Here is a 19,253-nt window from a genome sequence, read left to right as displayed (position 1 = left end):
TTAAAAACCCACATTTAAAGTAAAAGTATATTGTATAGGAGTAGGTAGTGAAACACCGCCAGTCTGATAATATTCTGGATCTTGTCCATGTAGTTTAGGATCTGCATAAATAAGCAGTGGGTTAGTAACATTAAAACGTAGACTTCCACTTTTCAGACCTATTGTTTTCATCCATTTTTCTTTTAACAAATAGGATAAAGCTATATTTTTTAATCTAACGAAACTACCATCAGCTACACGCAGTTGCGAATAGTTGTAGGTGTTATATGCTTTTTCTATATTTTCTATTCCTATAATATTGATAATCTCTTTAGAAGGCAATGTTGGGACATCGGTATGATATTCATCTCCCGGGTTAAGCCAGCGGTTTAGATAATTTTTAGAAAATACATTCAAATCAGCAAACTGCATATCAAATGTAGGATTTAATCTTATCTTATTACCAGCCTGCATTGTAATGAAACAAGATAATTCCCAGTTATGCCATTTCACTGTATTTGCCAAACCACCTACTATATTTGGCTCAATAGGGCCATGGTATAGTAAATAAGTTTTAGTGTATTGTGTATCATTAAAATCTGCTCCCACAATATCTTTCAATTCGTTTTGTGGTAATGGATATCTTCCAAAATTAAAATTAGGTAATCCGTTTTTGTCTAACTTTTGAAAATTAAAAGAGAAAAGTGAACCTTTAGGATAACCTACCACATTTCCTCGACCTCTACCAGCTACCATATCAAAAGCATTTGGAGAATTAAGCATTCGAGTTATTTTCTGATTAATAGCACTGAAAGTAAAGTCCGTACTCCATTTCCATGAGTTAGTACTAATATTTGTAGTATGCAATCCTATTTCTATACCACGAGAAACCATATCTCCAAAGTTGGCGTATTTATAATATTGACCACCAACACCAGACGTACGCACTAAGTCTATTAAATCGAAAGTATTACGTTGATACACATCTATTGTAGCCGAAATACGATTATTAAAGAATGCCATATCAGCTCCTATATTTAGCTCGTACATTTTTTCCCAAGTAAGGTCTCTATTTTCTAATGAAATAAGATTTAATTTATTCTCTCTATCATTTAGATTTAGTCTATGTGCTATACCACCTTTATATATAACCGATGCGTTAGCCGCAGCTTCATTCATTTTAGCTGTTAAACCATAACTAATGCGGAAAGCTAATTTAGAAATAGCATTATTACCTTGCATAAATTTCTCCTTATCTACATTCCATTTAGCACCGACATTCCAAGTGGGTAACCATAATGCAGTTGCTCCTCTTCCTGCTGCATTAGAGCCTTCAATGTTTACAACTGTATTAAAGATATATTTTCCTTTATATCCATAAGTAGCATTCCCTGAAAAAGTAACTCCTCTCTCATCTCTATTGCGCAATGCAAAATAAGGATTATTCTCTTGGAACATCTTCTCAAAAATACCTGGCGCACTTTGCACCTCATTACCACGTTGATAGCTAATGCCATAACCTTTGAAAGAGCTTATTGTCTGTTGCAATGTTCTTATTTCGCCAAAAGCAAATCCTTTTAGGTCATGTGATCCTATTTGCTTGTCATAATCAATAGCTATACGAGCTAACATACTTTGCATATCTGCATTATTTAAGAAAAGTATGCCGCCTTGTTGTATGCCTGGTTTAGGCATAAGTCCGGGCTGGTATATATCTTTTACAAGGTATATATTTTGATTTGCCACCCATGGTGTTTCACAAGCACGATAAGCTCCTATTATATTAGAATTTTCACCTATTTCATGTTGTGTACTTGTATGTGCTCTTCGGTATGAAAACATTGTTTTTAGATTAAGAGCATCAGTAAACTTATAAGTGGCCTCTGTTTGCAACTTAAAGTCGACTACTCGTATTTTTAAATGATTGTTATCATACTCATTTAATATATTAAAAGGAGCCCAGTTATTACGATAATATTCACGTTTCCCATTTTCATCATAAGGACGAAGAGTTCTGCTTGTACCTAAAGCATATGCAAAAGGGTTTATATCAAAATCACGTTCAAAGGCTCCTGATATTGTGTTTTTTTTCTGGGGTAGGGTACCGGGAGCGTTTTGCAAACGCATATTGCCTTGCAAGGATAGCTTAGCAGTAAGATTTTTTGTAATATAAAAAGTATTCTTAATATTGGTTGTTAACCGTTGTACTTGGTCGGCAATAGTCCAACCAGCATCATGGTAATAACCTATAGAAGCATAAGAGGCTACTTTTTTACCACCTGCCGACAAACTTAATGTATGGTTAGTCATAAGACTGTTTGCAAACAAAATCTGAAACCAGTCTGTGTTAGCATACTCTCTCTGCCGTAGGAAATTTTTTCGAGCATTCTCTGTGTTTAGTAGTAACCTATTATTAGTTTTCTCATCATAAGTAGTGAGCTGTTTATACATTTGGTGATATACTCCGCCTCTACGTCCATATAATGATGTTGCTGGATCAAAATATCCTTTTTCCTCCATTTCTTGATATAAGGCCATAGTTTCTTGAGAGTTTAGCAAGTCAAAGTGGCTATAATCTGGGCGAGGACGCCATGTGTTTTCTGTTGTATAATTAATTTGTAAAGGCGATTCTCTTTTACCACTTTTAGTAGTAATAACTATAACTCCATTAGCTGCGCGGGCACCATATACTGATGTAGCTGATGCATCTTTTAAAATCTGTATATCTTGTATATCTGCAGGATTCAGACCTGCTACTGCTGAGCTAATAAGAGTAACAGCATCTCCAGAAGCTAAATCTTCAGGAGATACATGTACTAAATCTTCATAAACAGCACCATCTATTACCCATAAGGGCTGAACATTGCCCATAATAGAAGCACCGCCACGGATATTAATACGTGGTGCAGCACCAAATGTTCCAGAAATATTTTGAATAGACAATCCTGGCACACGCCCTTCGAGCATACGTGAAACATCTCCAACACCTTCGAGCTTTATTTCTGTCATCTTAACAGCTGTGGAAGCACCTGTGTAAACACGATTTCTTATGTTTTGATACCCTGTTACAACAACCTCATCTATCATTTTGCTATCATTTTGCAAAACTACTTTTAAGGCTGTTGTTTTAATACTTTCTTTAAAGGTACGCATACCTATAAAGGATACTGTAATAGTTTGACCTTTAATAGCTTTTATACTAAATTTTCCATCTATATCCGTAACGGTCTTTTGCTTATTTTCTACAATACCAATAACAGCTCCTACAATAGGCTCACCACTTGCATCGGTAACAGAACCTGTTATGTATCCATTTTCTTGTGCCATTATTTTTGATAAAGAGCATAACAAGATAAATAGACATAATAGTCTTTTTATTGATATAGATTGTATATATACAGATCTTCTCATTAATCTTATTTGTTTTTATATTATATTATTATTGATATATTTTTTATTATAACTTCCATTGTACTCCTCCATATATACCAAAAGGTAAGCCTGCTCTCACTCCTGAAGGATGCCTCGAAACCATATAAACCTTATTTGTTAGATTTACTATATTCATAGTAAAGTCTATATTTTTTATCAGATGTATCTTAGCGGTAGCATCTATTATGAAATTAGCTGGTATTTTTTCACGTTGAGCTATCTTCCCTTGTCCTGGAACTGTACGCATATCGCCATTGTAACGCATATTAAAATGTATATCAGCCCATTTACTTTCTATACCTATTTGCCCATTAAGAGCATGACGAAAGATATAAGGGATTTCGTCGCCATATAAAACATGCCCCCATGATGCACTTGTAAATGAGTTCTTCATTTTTGTATCTGTAAAGGTGTAAGATAGCTGTATGGGTAATTGCACCTTCCATGTAGCAGGTAATGGGCGGCACTGAACTAGCATTTCTATACCTCGCACTAATGCTCGTCCTACATTAAACTGGTCTAAGGTTCCTAATCCTCCTTGTGCAGCAAGGTCACTACCCAGCATGTTAGAATAGTTGTTATTAAAACCAATAAATTCTCCTTTGAGCCATTTATTTGCATAACGTACACCAGCCTCTACATTAATACTACTCTCTGCTTTCTGACCAAGAGAAGCACTTGGTGGTGCAAATCCTTTATGTATTCCTGAAAACAATGATAATTGAGGCGTTAACTTACAATTAATACCTATGCCAGGCATAAAAGCTCTTGCACTATTGGGTATTTCTATACGCATCATACCTGTACGCCTCCAATCGGCTTTAGTATAATCGCGGTTTAATAACTTTACATCTTCATAACGCACTCCTGCAGTAAAGGTAAACATACCTTTTGCCCATTTTGCTAAAGCATAACCTGATAAAGCATGAGCAGTAGTAATACGATTAGCTTGGCTACCCGGATCTCCTCTTAAAAAAAGCTCCATACGCCCATTATTCATAGAATATCCATCATCTTGCTGATAACGATCCTCACTATCGGCATGGTAACGCATACCAATTTCACCTGTAAAGTATCCTCCGTATAACATTGTTTTATATTCGCCCTTTATCTGGACTCCTCGTGAATGGTACACACGATGGTTGGCACGCAGCATTAGAGCTTCTCCTATGTAGCTTGACTTGCCAGTAAGAATATCAAAGTAATCTTTATTTGTAATAGGATCGGCAAGCACATCGCCTATTGAACGACGTTCGGCTTTGGTATAACCTGTACGCACTTCGTTGAGCTTATACCAATTCCTAAAAAAATAATTATAATATGCCTGTGTAGTTATGTCCCATGAGCGCATACCTTTTATTATATATGTAGCTGAAAACTGGGAATGGCGCGTTACTAAATTATCTTTTTGTGCTCCTGCATATCTAAAATATGGCTTAACAGCAAAGTCCTGATCAGTAAGACCAAGGTATGTTTCGTCGGAAGTTTCGTTAGCAAATCCATACTTTAGCTCTAATCTGTGATTTATACCATCTTCTCTGTTTGTACGTATCATCCACTTAGCTATTACGTCATTGCGTTTAAAACCTGTTCGCTCATCGGGGGTATCATGCCTAAAGCCACGAGCCTGATAACGTAAATATTCTATCAAAAACCCTGTGTTCTTAAAGCTTTTACCTATGGCTGTTTGTATCTTTAGACTACCAAAACTACCTGCCGACATACTACATCTTATTAATTTGTCCTGCGGTATAGGGGTTGATACTAAGTTTATAGCACCTCCTGTTGTAAATGGCCCGTATTGCACCTGGCTACTACCTTTTAACACTTCTATGGCATACATACGTGCCGCATTAGGAAAGTAATAAGCTGCAGGAGCCGCATATGGTGCAGGAGCTGCTAATATACCATCTTCCATTAAGGTAATACGTTCGCTACGTTCAGCCTGTGTACCACGCAAACTAATGTTAGGGCGTAATCCAAACCCGTCTTCTTCATAAATATTTACTCCTGGAACGCTCTTCAACATACGATTTATATCAGTATAATCGAATTTACCAAGCTCTTTTGGTGAGATGTAATAAGCCGAACCTGTACGGTTACGAGCTTCAAACTGGCTGCCTAACATCTGGTTTGCTCTTACTACTACTTCGTTAATCTGATGCAAAGAGTCTGTCATAGACTTATTAGGCAACTTAGGTATGCTCTCATTTTGCTGAGCATACCCTCTAAATGGAGTCAGTGTTAATAGCAGAGACAGCATTTTTATTGAAACATGCATAAAGGGAAAGTCTTTTTATTAAATTAATTATTCTCTTTAAAAAACTAAAAAATAAGAAGTTTAAAATTATTACTTAAATAAGTAAGTATTTATTCCGCTGCAAATTTAGCACGAGCAATAAAAACGTGCAATACCTATTTTTAGGTATTTTTTATTACAGCTATACACGCCTTACGCGTGTTTGTGCGTTTCAGATTGTTTCAGATTGTTTCAGGTTATTTCATATAGAGTGGCTCCGATGGGATTCAAACCCACGACCTCAGGAACCGGAATCCTGCGCTCTATTCAGCTAAGCTACGGAGCCAACATATATGTTTTATAGCTTGCAAAGGTAAGCTAATATTTGCATATAACAAAGGGTAATTACTGAAAGTTTACAGCTTTATGATTTGCCTTGAGCGTCTTTTAGAAAAAATCGTATATTTTTTTAGTCTATAAACCTTTTTGTTATATCATTATATGCCTCTATACGCCTATCACGTAAGAAAGGCCACCAACGTCTAACCTCTTCTGAATGGTAGAGATCGAGCTTTATTATCATTTTTTCTTCTTTGTTGTTACAAGCTTGGTAAAGAATTTCTCCTTGCGGACCAGCTATGAAAGAGCTACCCCAAAACTCTATACCTTCGGTTTGTTTACTTGGATCAGGCTCAAAACCTACACGATTAACGGCAATGACAGGTAAATTATTTGCTACAGCATGTCCTCGCATTACTGTTTTCCAAGCATCTAACTGTCGCGCCTGTTCTTCCTTTGTATCACTTTTAGAATAACCTATTGCTGTTGGATAAATTAAGATTTCTGCCCCTTGCAGAGCCATTAGCCTGGCTGCCTCCGGGTACCATTGATCCCAACATACTAATACTCCTAATTTGCCAAGACTTGTGTTTATAGGGTGAAAGCCTAAATCGCCAGGAGTAAAATAAAACTTCTCATAATAAGCAGGGTCGTCAGGAATGTGCATTTTACGATACTTTCCTGCTATAGTGCCATCTTTTTCAAATACAACAGCAGTGTTATGGTATAATCCTGCTGCTCTTTTTTCAAACAAAGAGGTAACAAGTACAATACCAAGATCTTTAGACAATTTACTATAAAGATCTGTAGAAAAGCCGGGTATTGTTTCTGCAAGATCAAAATTATTAACATCTTCTACCTGACAAAAATACAGCGAATTATGTAACTCTTGTAAAACTATAAGTTGCGCGCCATCTTCTGCAAGACTTTTAATACCTTCTGTTATGTTTTTTATGTTTTCACTTATATCAGCTACATTATGCAACTGTAAAAAACCTATTTTTATTATTTTATTCATAATCAGTATTCATTTTTTTGTTATTAGAAATAATTCCTTTGGGCAATTGCATTGTTAAGCAATGTAGCGACCCATGCTGACGTATTACCACTTGCGCATCTATCCCAATTATATCATAACCTGAAAAGGCTAACTTAATAATCTCTAAAGCCTTAGCATCATTTTTAGGTTGATTGTAAGTAGGTACTAACACAGCGCCATTTAATATTACAAAGTTAGCATATGTAGCAGGTAGCCGCTCTCCATCATCATATATAGCTTCAGGGAAAGGTAAGGCAAGTAAGCGATAAGGCTTATCATTAAGTGTGCGAAGAGTTTTTAGCTGAACTTCTAATTTTTTAAAATCAGAATAATGAACATCATTTTTATCTTCACATTTTATATATAATAAGGTATCATTAGGTGCACATCTTACTATTGTGTCAATATGTCCGTCAGTATCATCTCCTTTTAAAGAACCATGTTCTAACCATATTATACGTTTTGATGGGATATTTTGGAGTAGGTAAGTGGTTATTTCTGTTTGTGTAAATGGCTCATTGCGATGTGGAGCAAGTAAACAGCTTGTAGTTGTAAAAAGCGTACCCTTGCCATCACTTTCTATAGACCCACCTTCAAGAATAAAATCTTTATGACTCTTCATCTCTGCATTAAATATGTCTGCTTGAGCCATTTGCAAATTGATCTTGTTATCTTTCTCATACGGAAATTTCTCCCCCCAACCATTAAAACAAAAGTCGAGCATTCGTTGTACGCCATCTTCGTTTATCAAACTTATAGGTGCTACATCACGTGCCCATGTATCATTATTATCACACTTAAAGAATATTATTCGTCTTATCTGCCTTTCTGATAATTTTGTAGCAAAAAGCTCTTTGGTCTTTTTTATATTTCTCGTTATAAGAACTAAGTCTTCATAGCGCGTAATAGCATCTATTATATCTACGTAAGTAGAAATAATTTCTTTTAGATATGGTTTCCAGTCAGTATCTTCATGCGGCATGATTAACATTATTCCACTTTGTTGCTCCCATTCTGCTGGTAATCTGAAAGAGTTTTCTATGTTTTTATCCATTTTATTATTCTATATTATTATGCAAAGATACGCTAATCCGATTAAAAGAAAAAGTTTTTCAAGCGTTTAGCTCTTTTTTTTCTGTGTAAAAGATGCTATTATTATCCTATATGGCTGATATATATCAATCCAAAAGATTGATGTATATCAAATGAAGTAGTTGATACAAGTCAAAAGTTTTGACTCTCGTCAAAAAAACAGCATAAAATCGTCTAAAAAATCCTTTTTTTTTGGTTTTCATGTTTTTCATATCGTAACTTTGCCTTCGAAAACAGGATAACAGAAAGATAAAACAAAGATGATTATGAAAGAAAGAATGATGAATTTAGAGATTGTAAAAAAGTTGTTTAACTACCTCACAAATGCTATTCGTGCATACAATGAGGGACGTGTAAACTGCATGGCATAGCCATGAAAAGAGAGAGTTTAGAAAAAGTATAAGTTTAAAATTTAATTCCCTTTATAGGGAGGGATATAAAAATAAAGGGTGTGTCTAAATATTGACACACCCTTTATTTTGTACATGCAAAGTACTATTTCGTAAATATTTCTCATGTATAATAACAGAATACTGAAAGTGATTTTCCCTGCTTATTTATAATTTCTTTTTAGCAAGGTTTTAGACATGATTAGTCTGCATATATTATTCTTACTTGCATAAGGTGCTTATTAATAGTATAAAACTTGCTATGTAAAGAGGAAAGAAGATATGATTAGGAGAGAAAAATAAATTATTTTTCCATTAAAAATAAATTAAAAATGGTAGAAAAATAATCTATTTTTCTACCATATATCTTAAGTTTACACTCTTTTAAGATGCGCTATTACACAATAAACGTTGTCGTTTTTATTTTTGCAAAATAAGTTCTCTGTTATATTAATCTCTTTTTATCTATATAAATTCTTTCGTTTTGTTACATATTGTGTTTTGTTGTAAAAAAGAGTTATTCTGCAGATATTTTTACAAATCGTCGTAAGCAATTATATATTTTTTTTACTTCGTTTATCAACCATTCTTGTTGCTGCTCAATAGTAAGATTACTATTATCTAGCTCTATAGCGTCTTTTGCTCGTCGTAGAGGCGACGTAGCACGATGTGAGTCGATATAATCGCGTTCTTTTACGTTTTTGAGTATTTCATCAAAATTAGCATCTAAGCCTTTTGCTTTTAGTTCTTCATATCTTCGTTGTGCACGTATCTCAGCAGATGCAGTTACAAATATTTTCAGCTCTGCTTTAGGAAAAACTACTGTTCCTATATCGCGCCCATCCATAACAATCCCTTTTTCTTTACCCATAGCTTGCTGTTGTTGCACTAAGGTTTGACGCACAAAACTTAAAGCAGCAATAGAGCTAACATGTGAAGATACTTCCATTGTTCTAATAGCTTCTTCTACATTTTCATTATTAAGATATGTGTCAGGACGCCCAGTTTCCATGTTAAGTTTGAAAGATATTTTTATATTAGGCATGTTATTGTATAATTCTTTTTCCTTTACACTTCCATCTATGTTAAAAAAGCCATTTCTTAATGCGTAAAGAGTTACCGAACGATACATAGCTCCCGTATCTACATATATATATTTTAGTGTTTTTGCAAGATTTTTTGCCATAGTACTTTTCCCGCAAGAAGAGAAACCATCTATTGCTATCACAATTTTTTTTTCGTTCATATTTATATCTTTGTTTTATTTCTTGTATAGCTTATAAATAATCTTATAAGCAATGATAAAGAAAGATTATTATCTTTTTAATATAATGATTTGTAATTTTTCAACAAAGTTACATCTTTTTCCGAATAACTTCTTACTTTTGTATAATGAAAATATGTTTGGGTGAATATTTCATATATTTACTTAACAATAAAGGTAGAAGAAAGATCAGTATTAGCTATTTAGATTTTTCCTAAGAAGAATGGTATAATATAAAGGATTTAAGATTTGGAAATAAAGAAATCAAAGGAGGCTGATCTGGAGAATAAGCGTTGGGTGGGATTTATGTTAGGAATCATCATCTCCTTGTCTATATTCTTTGTAGCATTAGAATATAATGATGGGACTGATAGCAGCAATGTGAAAAAGATTACCAACGTTCAGCTTCATAGTTTAGATATGCTTCCCGCTATAGATCAAACCAATATCACAAAGCATAAGAATGATAAAAAACCTACAGTGGAAGATATGTTAAACTTAAAACGTAGCGATAATCCTGTAAAGGTAACCCCTCGTAGTGTAGGTAGTATGCAGTCGAATGATAAGATAACTGCAGCTCCGCGTATGACCGATGAGGTTATGCTTACTTATACACCAATAGTGCTTCCACCAGTACCCAAAGTAGAGCAAGATGCTAAGAAGATTACTACAAAAATGTCTGACGATGATGCATTAGCCGATGTGGAACGCATAGATAGCAAGATAGATAAGCGTATTTTATCAGAAACTCCCACACCGCCAGGAGGGTGGGCTATGTTTATGAAATGGCTTACAAAATCATTACAGTATCCTACGGAGTCAAAGATGGCTGGAGTAGAAGGAGTAGTAAATGTTACTTTTATTATTTCAGAATCAGGTTATGTAAGTAATATAAAAATAAAAAACGGAAAAGATAAAGACATGGAAGAAGAAGTGCTGCGTGTAATGCACATAATGGGAAAGTGGAAACCTGGTTTAAATAAAAATAAGCCTTGTAAATCGATGGTAGAAATTCCTATTGTTTTTAAGTTGTAAAAACTCTTTAGATATAAAGCATTTCTGAAAATAAAACTTTAACAAGACTAAAAAGATTATGTATAGTTCAGATAAGATATTCAGCATTATTAATAATTATATAGCCACTTTAGCTTATGACAGAGAGCCAAAGAGCTTGTATGAACCTATAAAATATGTTTTATCTTTAGGAGGCAAACGCATTCGCCCTGTATTGATGCTTTTAGCTTATAATATGTATAAAGATGATCCTGAAAGCATTTTAAATCAAGCCTGTGGTTTAGAAACATATCATAATTATACTTTGCTGCATGACGATTTGATGGATAGTGCTCCTTTACGCCGTGGTCATCAAACTGTGCATGAAAAATGGAATGCAAACACTGCAATTCTCTCAGGAGATACTATGTTAGTCTTAGCATTTGAACGTATAACAAGAGGTAATCCGTCTTGTTTGAAAGCATTGCTTGATTTATTTACTGTAACAGCATTAGAAATAGGGGAGGGGCAACAATTAGACATGGAGTTTGAACATAGAAACGATGTTACAGAAGCTGAATACATAGAAATGATACGCTTAAAAACGAGCGTACTCTTAGCATGTGCCTTAAAGATGGGAGCTATGTTAGGTAATGCTTCTGAAAAAGATGCAAACAATTTATATCTTTTTGGTGAAAAAATAGGCTTAGCCTTCCAGCTACAAGATGATTATCTCGATGTATATGGAGATCCTTATGTTTTTGGGAAACAAATAGGAGGAGATATCATTTCAAATAAAAAAACTTATATGCTTATAAATGCTTTTAACAAAGCTACACAAAAACAAAAAGAAGAGTTAAACTACTGGATTAACAAAAAAGACTTTGATGCTAACAAGAAGATAAAAGCTATTACTAAGCTATATACAGAAATAGGTATAGATAAGCTTGCTATAGATAAGATAAATAGATACTTTGAAGAAAGTAAAATTTATCTATCAAAAGTATCAGTAAATGATGAAAATAAGCAGGAATTGATTAACTTTGCACAAAATTTGATGCATCGTAAAAAATAATATAAATCATGATTATAGATACACATGCTCACCTTGATGTAGATGATTATAAAGAAGATTTACCAGAGGTAATATCCAGAGCAAAGAAAGCTGGAGTAGATAAAATATTTATACCTTCAATAGATTTATCTTCAGCTTATTCCGTTATGGAGCTTTGCAAGCAATATCCATTTTATTGTTACCCTATGATAGGTCTACATCCTGAAGAGGTGAAAGCAAACTATATAGCTGTGTTATCTAATATGAAATCTTTCTTAAAACAGCAGATAGATAATAAAAAAGAAAATAATATAAAGGTTATAGCAATAGGAGAGGTAGGATTAGATTTCTATTGGTCGCGTGAATTTGAAAAGGAACAAATTATTGTTTTTGAAGAAATGATGAAATGGAGCATTGAGACAAAGTTACCTTTAATGATACATTGTCGAAAAGCTCAAAACGAGATGATAAACCAGATGAAACCATACATAAAAGAATTGCCCGGTGGCGTCTTTCATTGCTTTACAGGTAATACTAAAGAAGCTGAAAACTTTTTGCAGTTTGAAAAGTTTAGTATCGGCATTGGAGGGGTTTCTACATTTAAATCGAGCCATTTACGCGAAGATTTACCTGCTGCTGTGCCATTAGACAGACTCGTTTTGGAAACTGATAGTCCTTATATGGCTCCTGTACCGCTACGTGGTAGCAGGAATGAAAGTGCATATATAATAAAAGTGTTGGAAGTATTATCTGATGCTTATAACGTATGTAAAGAAGATATTGCTAAGATTACTAATAAAAATGTAAAGAGAATTTTCCCATTAGCATTTATGGCTTAATTTTCCTTTATATTGAGGAAGGATGCTCGAGTGGTTTAAGAGGCACGCCTGGAAAGCGTGTAAACGCCTAAAGCGTTTCGAGGGTTCGAATCCCTCTCCCTCCGCAGTAAACCTTGACTATCAGCATTTTACAAAAATATTGTAAAACCTCTGTAAACCTCATTGTTCAAGATTTGCTCATTTCATCATATTTTTGTACCTTTATAGTACGAAACAACGTCCTTCTTCTCCGGGTTTTGCTAACCTAATTGGTTGGTCATCATAAGGTTAAAAAGACCTTTTTCTTTCAAATTGATCAGATAATCGACTGGAATCCCATTCGTGGACTTATTGAAATTGCTTACACCAAAGGCAACCGTCCCACTGTTCGTCCAAGCCATGACGGCCTTGTGTTGTTCAAGACCGAACTTCTTCGTACATGGTATGGCTTGAGTGATGGTGAGGTTGAAGAGCAGGTAAATGACCGTCTGTCCTTTAGTCGCTTTGTTGGTTTAGGATTAGATGACTGCGCTCCAGATAGTATAACTGTATGCCGTTTGCGTAACATTTAACCCAAATCGGTCATTAGAAAATGACAAAAAGCTTTTTCTAATGACCGATTTGGGCTTATCATATTAACACCTTTGAAGTTATATCGAATTTGTTATTAGCTGCTTAATATAACTTTCAAAACTTTTTGTATCAACTTTTTCCCATACATCTCCTAAAAGAACTGCACCTCCAAAACCATAATAAGGTAACTGCTTAATATTTTTCAAAGATATACCTCCTAACGCATAAACTTTATCATCTATTATTTTTTGCTTACAAGCTAAAACTAAGTTTTCATCAGTGAAGGCTGACATATATCCTTTTTTAGAGATACTATCAAAAATAGGACTAAGGAAAAGATAATTAACCGATGCTTTATATTTTATTATCTCTTTTAAGCTATGACAAGATCTTGAAACAATTCCTTTAAAAGACTTTGGTATAAATGGGTTTCTTTGGTTTAAATGTAATCCTCCTATATTAAAATCATCTGTCAATTCAAAGTTATCATGTAGTGATAATTTTGAATGGTAATAAGACGGAATTTCCTTTATAAGTTCTCTACATTTACTTATAGAAGCGTTAGGTTTCCGTATATGTATTCTATCTACTCCTAATGAAAACAATTTCTCTATAATATTACTTTCTTTTTCTATAAACGTAGGGAGTGTAATCACAATGATTTGCATAAATACCTTTATAAGGGGAGGAGCATTACTAATCAGCTTTTACTATTAGTAAATATTTACCCCTCCTTTTATCGTTATATTATGACTGAATACGCTTAATTAATATATCGGCTACTTTCTTGCCAGACATGAGCATACCTCCAAAAATAGGTCCCATGCGAGGAGTTCCTCCTACTGCTGACGATGCCATACCACAAACATAAAGCCCAGGATAAATCTCTTTACTTCCCTCTACCACTTGCTGTTCTCCCTCTATTACATCTAAAGAGCGTTCACCAACAACTTTACCCGTAGAAGTATTGAGTGTTATGTTGTTTTTTCGTGCTACAACCTTGCATATCTCACTATCATGACCAGTACCATCTATAACAAATTTAGCCATAATGTTTAAAGGATCTACATGCAAACCTTCACGTAACACAGGTGTCCAATTAACAACAACACCACTTACAATATTATTTTTAAACACAACATCTTCTACTGAATAACAATTAAAAATAGTTGCCCCTGCATGTACAGCCTTATAGAGTATGGCTGCTGTACATTCTATAGAATCTGTTGTAAATAAGTTATCGCTATATTGTTCATAGTCTATCTCAAATTCTTTAATAATATCCAACGCTTCTTTCTGTATAACTATCTGGTTGAACATCATTGCACCTCCCCACATACCACCACCTGGTGATAATTTTCTGTCAAATAAAGCCACCTTTAATCCTGCTTTTGCTATATAATAAGCAGCAACAATTCCTGAAGGACCACCGCCAACAATAGCTACATCTAAATCTAAACTTTTCTCCATCTTTTCAAAATAGGTAGTAATGATACCTTTTGAAATTTCTTTTTCAATCATAGTTCTTAATTTATTTAATTTATTATAGTAAATTTATTCTTTTGAATACTTTTCCCATTTGCTAAAATAGGCTGAAGAAGAGTTTTAGATTCTTCCTCTGTTAATATGAATAAAAGAAACAATTTGCTTTTAGATACCTCTTTTTAACAACATTTTAACGATTCGAGAACAATACACAATTGCACAATCATTAGCAAACTCCCCTACACCTATTTGCCCACTGCAAATTCTCACTAAAAATATTCCATAACACAATGTAGAGGCGAAACATTTTTGCCCTATTATAAAAACATCTTTCGTCCAAATATTAATGGGAAATTAGGTAACAATAGTCCGTTAGAAAATGTATCTATGCCTTTGCCTACCAGCCAATGAGTTCTTTGATAATCGACTAATTAAAGTTCGGTTCTATATGTATCGGGACATATCAAAAATTTAATTAAAATATTATATCTTTCTATTATTTATCACAATCATTTAATGTTTGACTGATGCGCATAGCACAAAAGTTTGGTCCACACATAGTGCAATATTTCCCTCCTACTTTATTAGATGCTTCCCAGTATTCACGAGCTTTTTCTGGATCTAATGATAGATAAAACTGATCTTTCCAACGAAACTCGTATCGCGCTTTACTTAGTGCATTATCTCTTATAGTAGCTCCAGGGTGCCCTTTTGCCAAGTCCGCTGCATGAGCAGCTATTTTATAAGTAATAACTCCTGTACGCACATCTTCTTTATTAGGTAGAGACAAATGTTCCTTTGGGGTTACATAACATATCATAGCAGTTCCGTACCAACTTATCATGGCAGCTCCGATCGCACTTGTAATATGGTCATAAGCAGGAGCAATATCAGTTACAAGTGGGCCTAAAGTGTAGAATGGTGCTCCATGACATTTCTGTTTCTGACGTTCCATATTTTCTTTGATTTTATGCATAGGCACATGTCCTGGTCCTTCTATAAAAGCCTGAACATTTTTATTCCAGGCTCGCTCTACTAATTCTCCCATTGTGTCAAGTTCTGCAAACTGTGCTGCATCGTTAGCATCATAAGTAGAGCCAGGACGTAAGCCATCACCTAAAGATATTGCTACATCATATTTAGCGCAAATATCACAAATATCATCAAAATGGCTATATAAAAAACTTTCTTTGTTATGCACCTGACACCATTTAGATATAATGCTACCACCTCTACTCACCATACCTGTGAGTCGACCTTTTGAAAGTGATATGTTTTTTAATCTGATACCACAATGTATAGTAAAATAATCTACGCCTTGCTCACATTGCTCTATAAGCGTATCACGAAAGATTTCCCATGTTAAATCTTCTGCTTTCCCTTTAACTTTTTCAAAAGCCTGATACATCGGAACTGTACCTACAGGTACTGGACAATTTCGTAAAATCCACTCTCTTGTTTCGTGGATATTATCACCTGTAGACAAATCCATTATAGTGTCTCCGCCCCATTTACAACTCCATACAGCTTTTTCTACTTCTTCCTCAATACTTGAATTTTCGTGTGAGTTGCCTATATTAGTGTTTATTTTTACAGAAAATCTGTTACCTATTATCATTGGCTCACTTTCTGTATGTTTCTTATTTGCAGGTATTACAGCTCTACCTGCAGCTATCTCTTTACAAACAAATTCTGGTGTAATATGAGTTTCTATACCTAAATCTTTACAATTCATATTTTCACGAATGGCAACATATTCCATCTCTTCTGTAATTATTCCTTGCTTAGCATAATACATCAAAGTTCCGGTACGTTTTTTTACCCATTTCTCACGCAGCTTAGGGAGTCCTTTTTCTAAATTTATCTCTATCTCAGGATCGCTATATGCACCACTTGTATCATAAACTATTATAGGATAGTTTTCTTTTTGTATTTTCTTACCATCTACAATTTTCACTGTAGGGGTAAGTTTTATTTTACGCATTCCTACTTTAATATGAGGAAAGAGCTTTCCCTTCATATAAAATTTTTCCGACGACGGATACACTATTTTAATATTGTTATTCATAATGTTATATTAATTGTATTATTGATTTCATTTCTTTTATAGGATTATCTGCACAGAGTATGGTGCTACTTATAGCTATTCCGTCTAATCCTATTTCTGATAATTCTGCTATATCGCTTCTTTGAATACCACCTATAGCTATTATTGGTAAATTTATATTTTCTTCTTTCATTTCCCTAAGTAGTTTTTTATAACCTTCTATTCCTAAAATAGGAGCAAGTTGCTTCTTTGTTTGCGTATATCTAAAAGGTCCACATCCTATATAATTTACACCTTCTTTATATAATTTTTTAATGTCGTCAAAAGTATTAGCAGTCCCACCTATAATAATTTTATCCGATGAAAGTATACTACGAGCTTCTTCTATAGGCATATCATTTTTACCCAAATGCACTCCATCTGCATTTAAATATTTTACCATTTCTACACGATCATCTACTATAAAAGTAGCTCCGTACGCTTTACACAATGTAGATATTTTTTTACCAAGAGATAAAAAATCACTGTCTGAAGCTTCCTTCATACGTAATTGAACCCACTTACAGCCTCCTTTTAGTGCTAACATAGCTCCTTCAAGATAGCCAAAACGTTTATTTTTATGTGTTATAAATTGTAAATATTTCATCGTTTTATTAATTTTTGAGGATTATAAAAATGATTAACAGCACCGTGTCCTTGACCTATTTTTATGTTTGCTCCTGCTATTAAAGACTGGGTAATATATTCCTTAGCCTTTTGTATAGCTTGTTCTATATCTTCTCCTCTTGCTATAAAAGATGTAATGGCAGAAGACAAAGTACAACCAGTTCCATGATTATTACTGGTTTTTACCATAGGTGAAGTATAAGGTATTATAGGATATTGCTTTCTTAGTAAATAGTCCACTTTCTCTTTTCCATCTAAGTGTCCTCCTTTTACTAACACAGCTTTACAATTAAGATCAATTAAACGATTAGCTACAGATAACACATCTTTTATATTTGTTATCTTTCTATTGATTAAAACTTCTACTTCTGGAATATTTGGTGTAAGAAGTATAGATAATGGTATTAACTTTTTCCGAAAAATTTTAATTGCACTTTCTTCCATTAATTGTGATCCTGTCGTTGAAACCATAACAGGGTCTATTATTATAGGAATATCACTAACCCCTTGCAATATATCAGCTATCGCTTCTATTGATTTTGTATCATTTACCATTCCTATTTTTATAGCATCTGGGCGAATATCATCTAACACAGCTTCTAACTGTTTAGCTATAATTTTATAACTAATTTTTTCAATCGCATATATTCCAAGTGTGTTTTGAGCAGTAATAGCTGTTATCACAGTAGTAGAATAACATCCTAAAGCAGACATCGTTTTAATATCTGCTTGAATACCAGCCCCTCCGCTACTATCTGAACCTGCAATAGTCAATGTTTTGCAATAATTCATAAATACATCACCTAAAAATGTAGATAACGTACAATGAGGCACATAAATAATCCTGTATATGATAAACCTAAATATTACTTTATTAGCAATTCCTACGGCAGCATTACCTGCATCAGGTTATACGGGTGTAATCTCAGCTCATTCAACAGAATGGCACCCCATGTTCGGTTATTCGAAATTTATCTGTGTGCGAAGTTAGTGCTTTTTAAAGATTCTTGCAAGAAAATAGATATAATTTCTGCAAATACTGCATTTTTTTGAATAATCATAACTTAGTAATTTAAAAGATAATTATCTTTGCATATTTATGGTGACAGTACACATTAATATATAATACAAATAAGAAAAACAAAAATGATTACAAAAGATAGTATAGAACAGGCTTATAGCTTCTTTCATCAGAAGTATAGAGTATATAAATTTTCAAATAGCTTACAGCAAAAAGATGATATAGAATTAGCTATTAATTCATTTGTGGAATGTATGAATACTGATCTTTATAAGCTTTTATCGCATGGAAATAATGATTTCCTACTTAATCATTCAACTTTTGCAGTAGATATTAAAAGAGCTATAGAAGACTTAGAAAAAATGTTATAAATATATTCGATAGCAAGTAGCAATATGTAAAAATGTTTTAAATAGTGTTTTATTGTTAAATTTATAATTATATTTCAATTTCCCTTTGCATTTCCCATAATTATTATTACCTTTGCACTCACTAATAAGAAACAGAATTTATATCTGTTTTAGTCGTTTTTTATACCGCGGAGTGGAGCAGTTGGTAGCTCGCCAGGCTCATAACCTGGAGGTCGCATGTTCGAGTCTTGCCTCCGCAACAATAGATGCTTAAAAGTTAATCATATACTTTTTAAGCATCTTTTTTTTTCACATAGATTCTTATATGATGCAGATATAGGGGGTCAGTAGGGCTCAGTAGAAAATCAGTGGGGGATAGGGGGTCAGTCCTAAAATCCAGTTGCAAGCCCTCTCCTCTCAGGCACATAATTTCATAAGTATTTGTTATCTTTGCATCATGAAGAATCACCAAT

15 protein-coding genes, 3 tRNA genes, 1 pseudogene and 1 riboswitch are annotated in these 19,253 nt (G+C 33.9%); of the genes and pseudogenes, 7 read left to right on the top strand and 12 right to left on the bottom strand.

The genetic code is table 11. The features are described from left to right. The 6 genes from AC1DCD_RS07835 to cmk form a co-directional block, all read right to left on the bottom strand. Positions 1–3,390: a SusC/RagA family TonB-linked outer membrane protein gene (locus AC1DCD_RS07835; protein WP_464641049.1), complete on the bottom strand. Its 3,390-nt coding sequence runs from the start codon at positions 3,388–3,390 to the stop codon at positions 1–3. 46 nt (positions 3,391–3,436) lie between these two features. Then, positions 3,437–5,692: a TonB-dependent receptor family protein gene (locus AC1DCD_RS07830; RefSeq protein WP_464641051.1), complete on the bottom strand. Its 2,256-nt coding sequence runs from the start codon at positions 5,690–5,692 to the stop codon at positions 3,437–3,439. 230 nt (positions 5,693–5,922) lie between these two features. After that, positions 5,923–5,996, bottom strand: a tRNA-Arg gene (locus AC1DCD_RS07825). A 123-nt stretch (positions 5,997–6,119) separates the two neighbouring features. Continuing rightward, positions 6,120–7,007, bottom strand: a complete 888-nt coding sequence (locus AC1DCD_RS07820) for a carbon-nitrogen hydrolase (RefSeq protein ID WP_008448104.1) — start codon at positions 7,005–7,007, stop codon at positions 6,120–6,122. After that, positions 7,000–8,082: an agmatine deiminase family protein gene (locus tag AC1DCD_RS07815; protein WP_464641053.1), complete on the bottom strand. Its 1,083-nt coding sequence runs from the start codon at positions 8,080–8,082 to the stop codon at positions 7,000–7,002. The genes AC1DCD_RS07820 and AC1DCD_RS07815 overlap by 8 nt, the downstream gene beginning before the upstream one ends. A gap of 944 nt (positions 8,083–9,026) precedes the next feature. Then, positions 9,027–9,755: a (d)CMP kinase gene (gene cmk / locus AC1DCD_RS07810; protein WP_464641055.1), complete on the bottom strand. Its 729-nt coding sequence runs from the start codon at positions 9,753–9,755 to the stop codon at positions 9,027–9,029. 267 nt (positions 9,756–10,022) lie between these two features. Between cmk and AC1DCD_RS07805 the strand changes: the two genes are divergently transcribed. From AC1DCD_RS07805 to AC1DCD_RS07785, 5 genes and pseudogenes are all read left to right on the top strand, one after another. Continuing rightward, positions 10,023–10,808: an energy transducer TonB gene (locus tag AC1DCD_RS07805; RefSeq protein ID WP_036854939.1), complete on the top strand. Its 786-nt coding sequence runs from the start codon at positions 10,023–10,025 to the stop codon at positions 10,806–10,808. Positions 10,809–10,866: 58 nt separating this feature from the next. Then, the gene (locus AC1DCD_RS07800) at positions 10,867–11,841 is read left to right on the top strand and encodes a polyprenyl synthetase family protein (RefSeq protein WP_464641057.1); all 975 of its coding nucleotides are present in this window, start codon (positions 10,867–10,869) and stop codon (positions 11,839–11,841) included. Between the two features lie 8 nt (positions 11,842–11,849). Next, positions 11,850–12,659: a TatD family hydrolase gene (locus AC1DCD_RS07795; RefSeq protein ID WP_464641059.1), complete on the top strand. Its 810-nt coding sequence runs from the start codon at positions 11,850–11,852 to the stop codon at positions 12,657–12,659. 16 nt (positions 12,660–12,675) lie between these two features. Further along, positions 12,676–12,763 (top strand) — tRNA-Ser (locus AC1DCD_RS07790). An 89-nt stretch (positions 12,764–12,852) separates the two neighbouring features. After that, positions 12,853–13,207 (top strand): annotated as a pseudogene (locus AC1DCD_RS07785) (transposase); the annotation flags it as partial. An 81-nt stretch (positions 13,208–13,288) separates the two neighbouring features. On the opposite strand, the gene AC1DCD_RS07780 reads toward AC1DCD_RS07785, so the two are convergent. From AC1DCD_RS07780 to thiD, 5 genes are all read right to left on the bottom strand, one after another. Further along, positions 13,289–13,879, bottom strand: coding sequence for a thiamine phosphate synthase (locus AC1DCD_RS07780; protein WP_464641061.1), 591 nt, complete (start codon positions 13,877–13,879; stop codon positions 13,289–13,291). A gap of 79 nt (positions 13,880–13,958) precedes the next feature. Continuing rightward, on the bottom strand, positions 13,959–14,732 hold the full coding sequence (locus AC1DCD_RS07775; protein ID WP_353585711.1) for a sulfide-dependent adenosine diphosphate thiazole synthase: 774 nt from the start codon (positions 14,730–14,732) through the stop codon (positions 13,959–13,961). Between the two features lie 460 nt (positions 14,733–15,192). Further along, positions 15,193–16,764, bottom strand: a complete 1,572-nt coding sequence (gene thiC / locus AC1DCD_RS07770; protein ID WP_353585710.1) for a phosphomethylpyrimidine synthase ThiC — start codon at positions 16,762–16,764, stop codon at positions 15,193–15,195. Between the two features lie 4 nt (positions 16,765–16,768). Beyond that, complete coding sequence (locus AC1DCD_RS07765) at positions 16,769–17,389, bottom strand: thiamine phosphate synthase (protein ID WP_353585709.1); 621 nt, start codon at positions 17,387–17,389, stop codon at positions 16,769–16,771. Further along, complete coding sequence (gene thiD / locus AC1DCD_RS07760; protein ID WP_060933311.1) at positions 17,386–18,201, bottom strand: bifunctional hydroxymethylpyrimidine kinase/phosphomethylpyrimidine kinase; 816 nt, start codon at positions 18,199–18,201, stop codon at positions 17,386–17,388. The genes AC1DCD_RS07765 and thiD overlap by 4 nt, the downstream gene beginning before the upstream one ends. 71 nt (positions 18,202–18,272) lie before the next feature. After that, positions 18,273–18,372: riboswitch (TPP riboswitch) on the bottom strand. A gap of 183 nt (positions 18,373–18,555) precedes the next feature. Between thiD and AC1DCD_RS07755 the strand changes: the two genes are divergently transcribed. Next, the gene (locus AC1DCD_RS07755) at positions 18,556–18,801 is read left to right on the top strand and encodes a hypothetical protein (RefSeq protein WP_008448252.1); all 246 of its coding nucleotides are present in this window, start codon (positions 18,556–18,558) and stop codon (positions 18,799–18,801) included. Positions 18,802–18,967: 166 nt separating this feature from the next. Further along, positions 18,968–19,040 (top strand) — tRNA-Met (locus AC1DCD_RS07750). 32 nt (positions 19,041–19,072) lie between these two features. Here AC1DCD_RS07750 and AC1DCD_RS07745 read toward each other — a convergent pair. Further along, positions 19,073–19,253 (bottom strand): hypothetical protein (locus tag AC1DCD_RS07745; RefSeq protein WP_464643470.1); only part of this gene is annotated, 181 nt, incomplete at its 5' end.

The organism is Prevotella sp. C0209C1, assembly GCF_056583855.1.
This window is presented reverse-complemented; position numbering and strand designations above follow the sequence as displayed.

What these genes read in the sequence shown, in the direction of transcription:
- AC1DCD_RS07775 (WP_353585711.1), bottom strand. Translation starts at nt 14,732, where the DNA reads ATGATTGAAAAAGAAATTTCAAAAGGTATCATTACTACCTATTTTGAA.
- AC1DCD_RS07795 (WP_464641059.1), top strand. Translation starts at nt 11,850, where the DNA reads ATGATTATAGATACACATGCTCACCTTGATGTAGATGATTATAAAGAA.
- thiC (WP_353585710.1), bottom strand. Translation starts at nt 16,764, where the DNA reads ATGAATAACAATATTAAAATAGTGTATCCGTCGTCGGAAAAATTTTAT.
- AC1DCD_RS07815 (WP_464641053.1), bottom strand. Translation starts at nt 8,082, where the DNA reads ATGGATAAAAACATAGAAAACTCTTTCAGATTACCAGCAGAATGGGAG.
- AC1DCD_RS07835 (WP_464641049.1), bottom strand. Translation starts at nt 3,390, where the DNA reads ATGAGAAGATCTGTATATATACAATCTATATCAATAAAAAGACTATTA.
- AC1DCD_RS07830 (WP_464641051.1), bottom strand. Translation starts at nt 5,692, where the DNA reads ATGCATGTTTCAATAAAAATGCTGTCTCTGCTATTAACACTGACTCCA.
- cmk (WP_464641055.1), bottom strand. Translation starts at nt 9,755, where the DNA reads ATGAACGAAAAAAAAATTGTGATAGCAATAGATGGTTTCTCTTCTTGC.
- AC1DCD_RS07800 (WP_464641057.1), top strand. Translation starts at nt 10,867, where the DNA reads ATGTATAGTTCAGATAAGATATTCAGCATTATTAATAATTATATAGCC.
- AC1DCD_RS07755 (WP_008448252.1), top strand. Translation starts at nt 18,556, where the DNA reads ATGATTACAAAAGATAGTATAGAACAGGCTTATAGCTTCTTTCATCAG.
- AC1DCD_RS07780 (WP_464641061.1), bottom strand. Translation starts at nt 13,879, where the DNA reads ATGCAAATCATTGTGATTACACTCCCTACGTTTATAGAAAAAGAAAGT.
- thiD (WP_060933311.1), bottom strand. Translation starts at nt 18,201, where the DNA reads ATGAATTATTGCAAAACATTGACTATTGCAGGTTCAGATAGTAGCGGA.
- AC1DCD_RS07765 (WP_353585709.1), bottom strand. Translation starts at nt 17,389, where the DNA reads ATGAAATATTTACAATTTATAACACATAAAAATAAACGTTTTGGCTAT.
- AC1DCD_RS07820 (WP_008448104.1), bottom strand. Translation starts at nt 7,007, where the DNA reads ATGAATAAAATAATAAAAATAGGTTTTTTACAGTTGCATAATGTAGCT.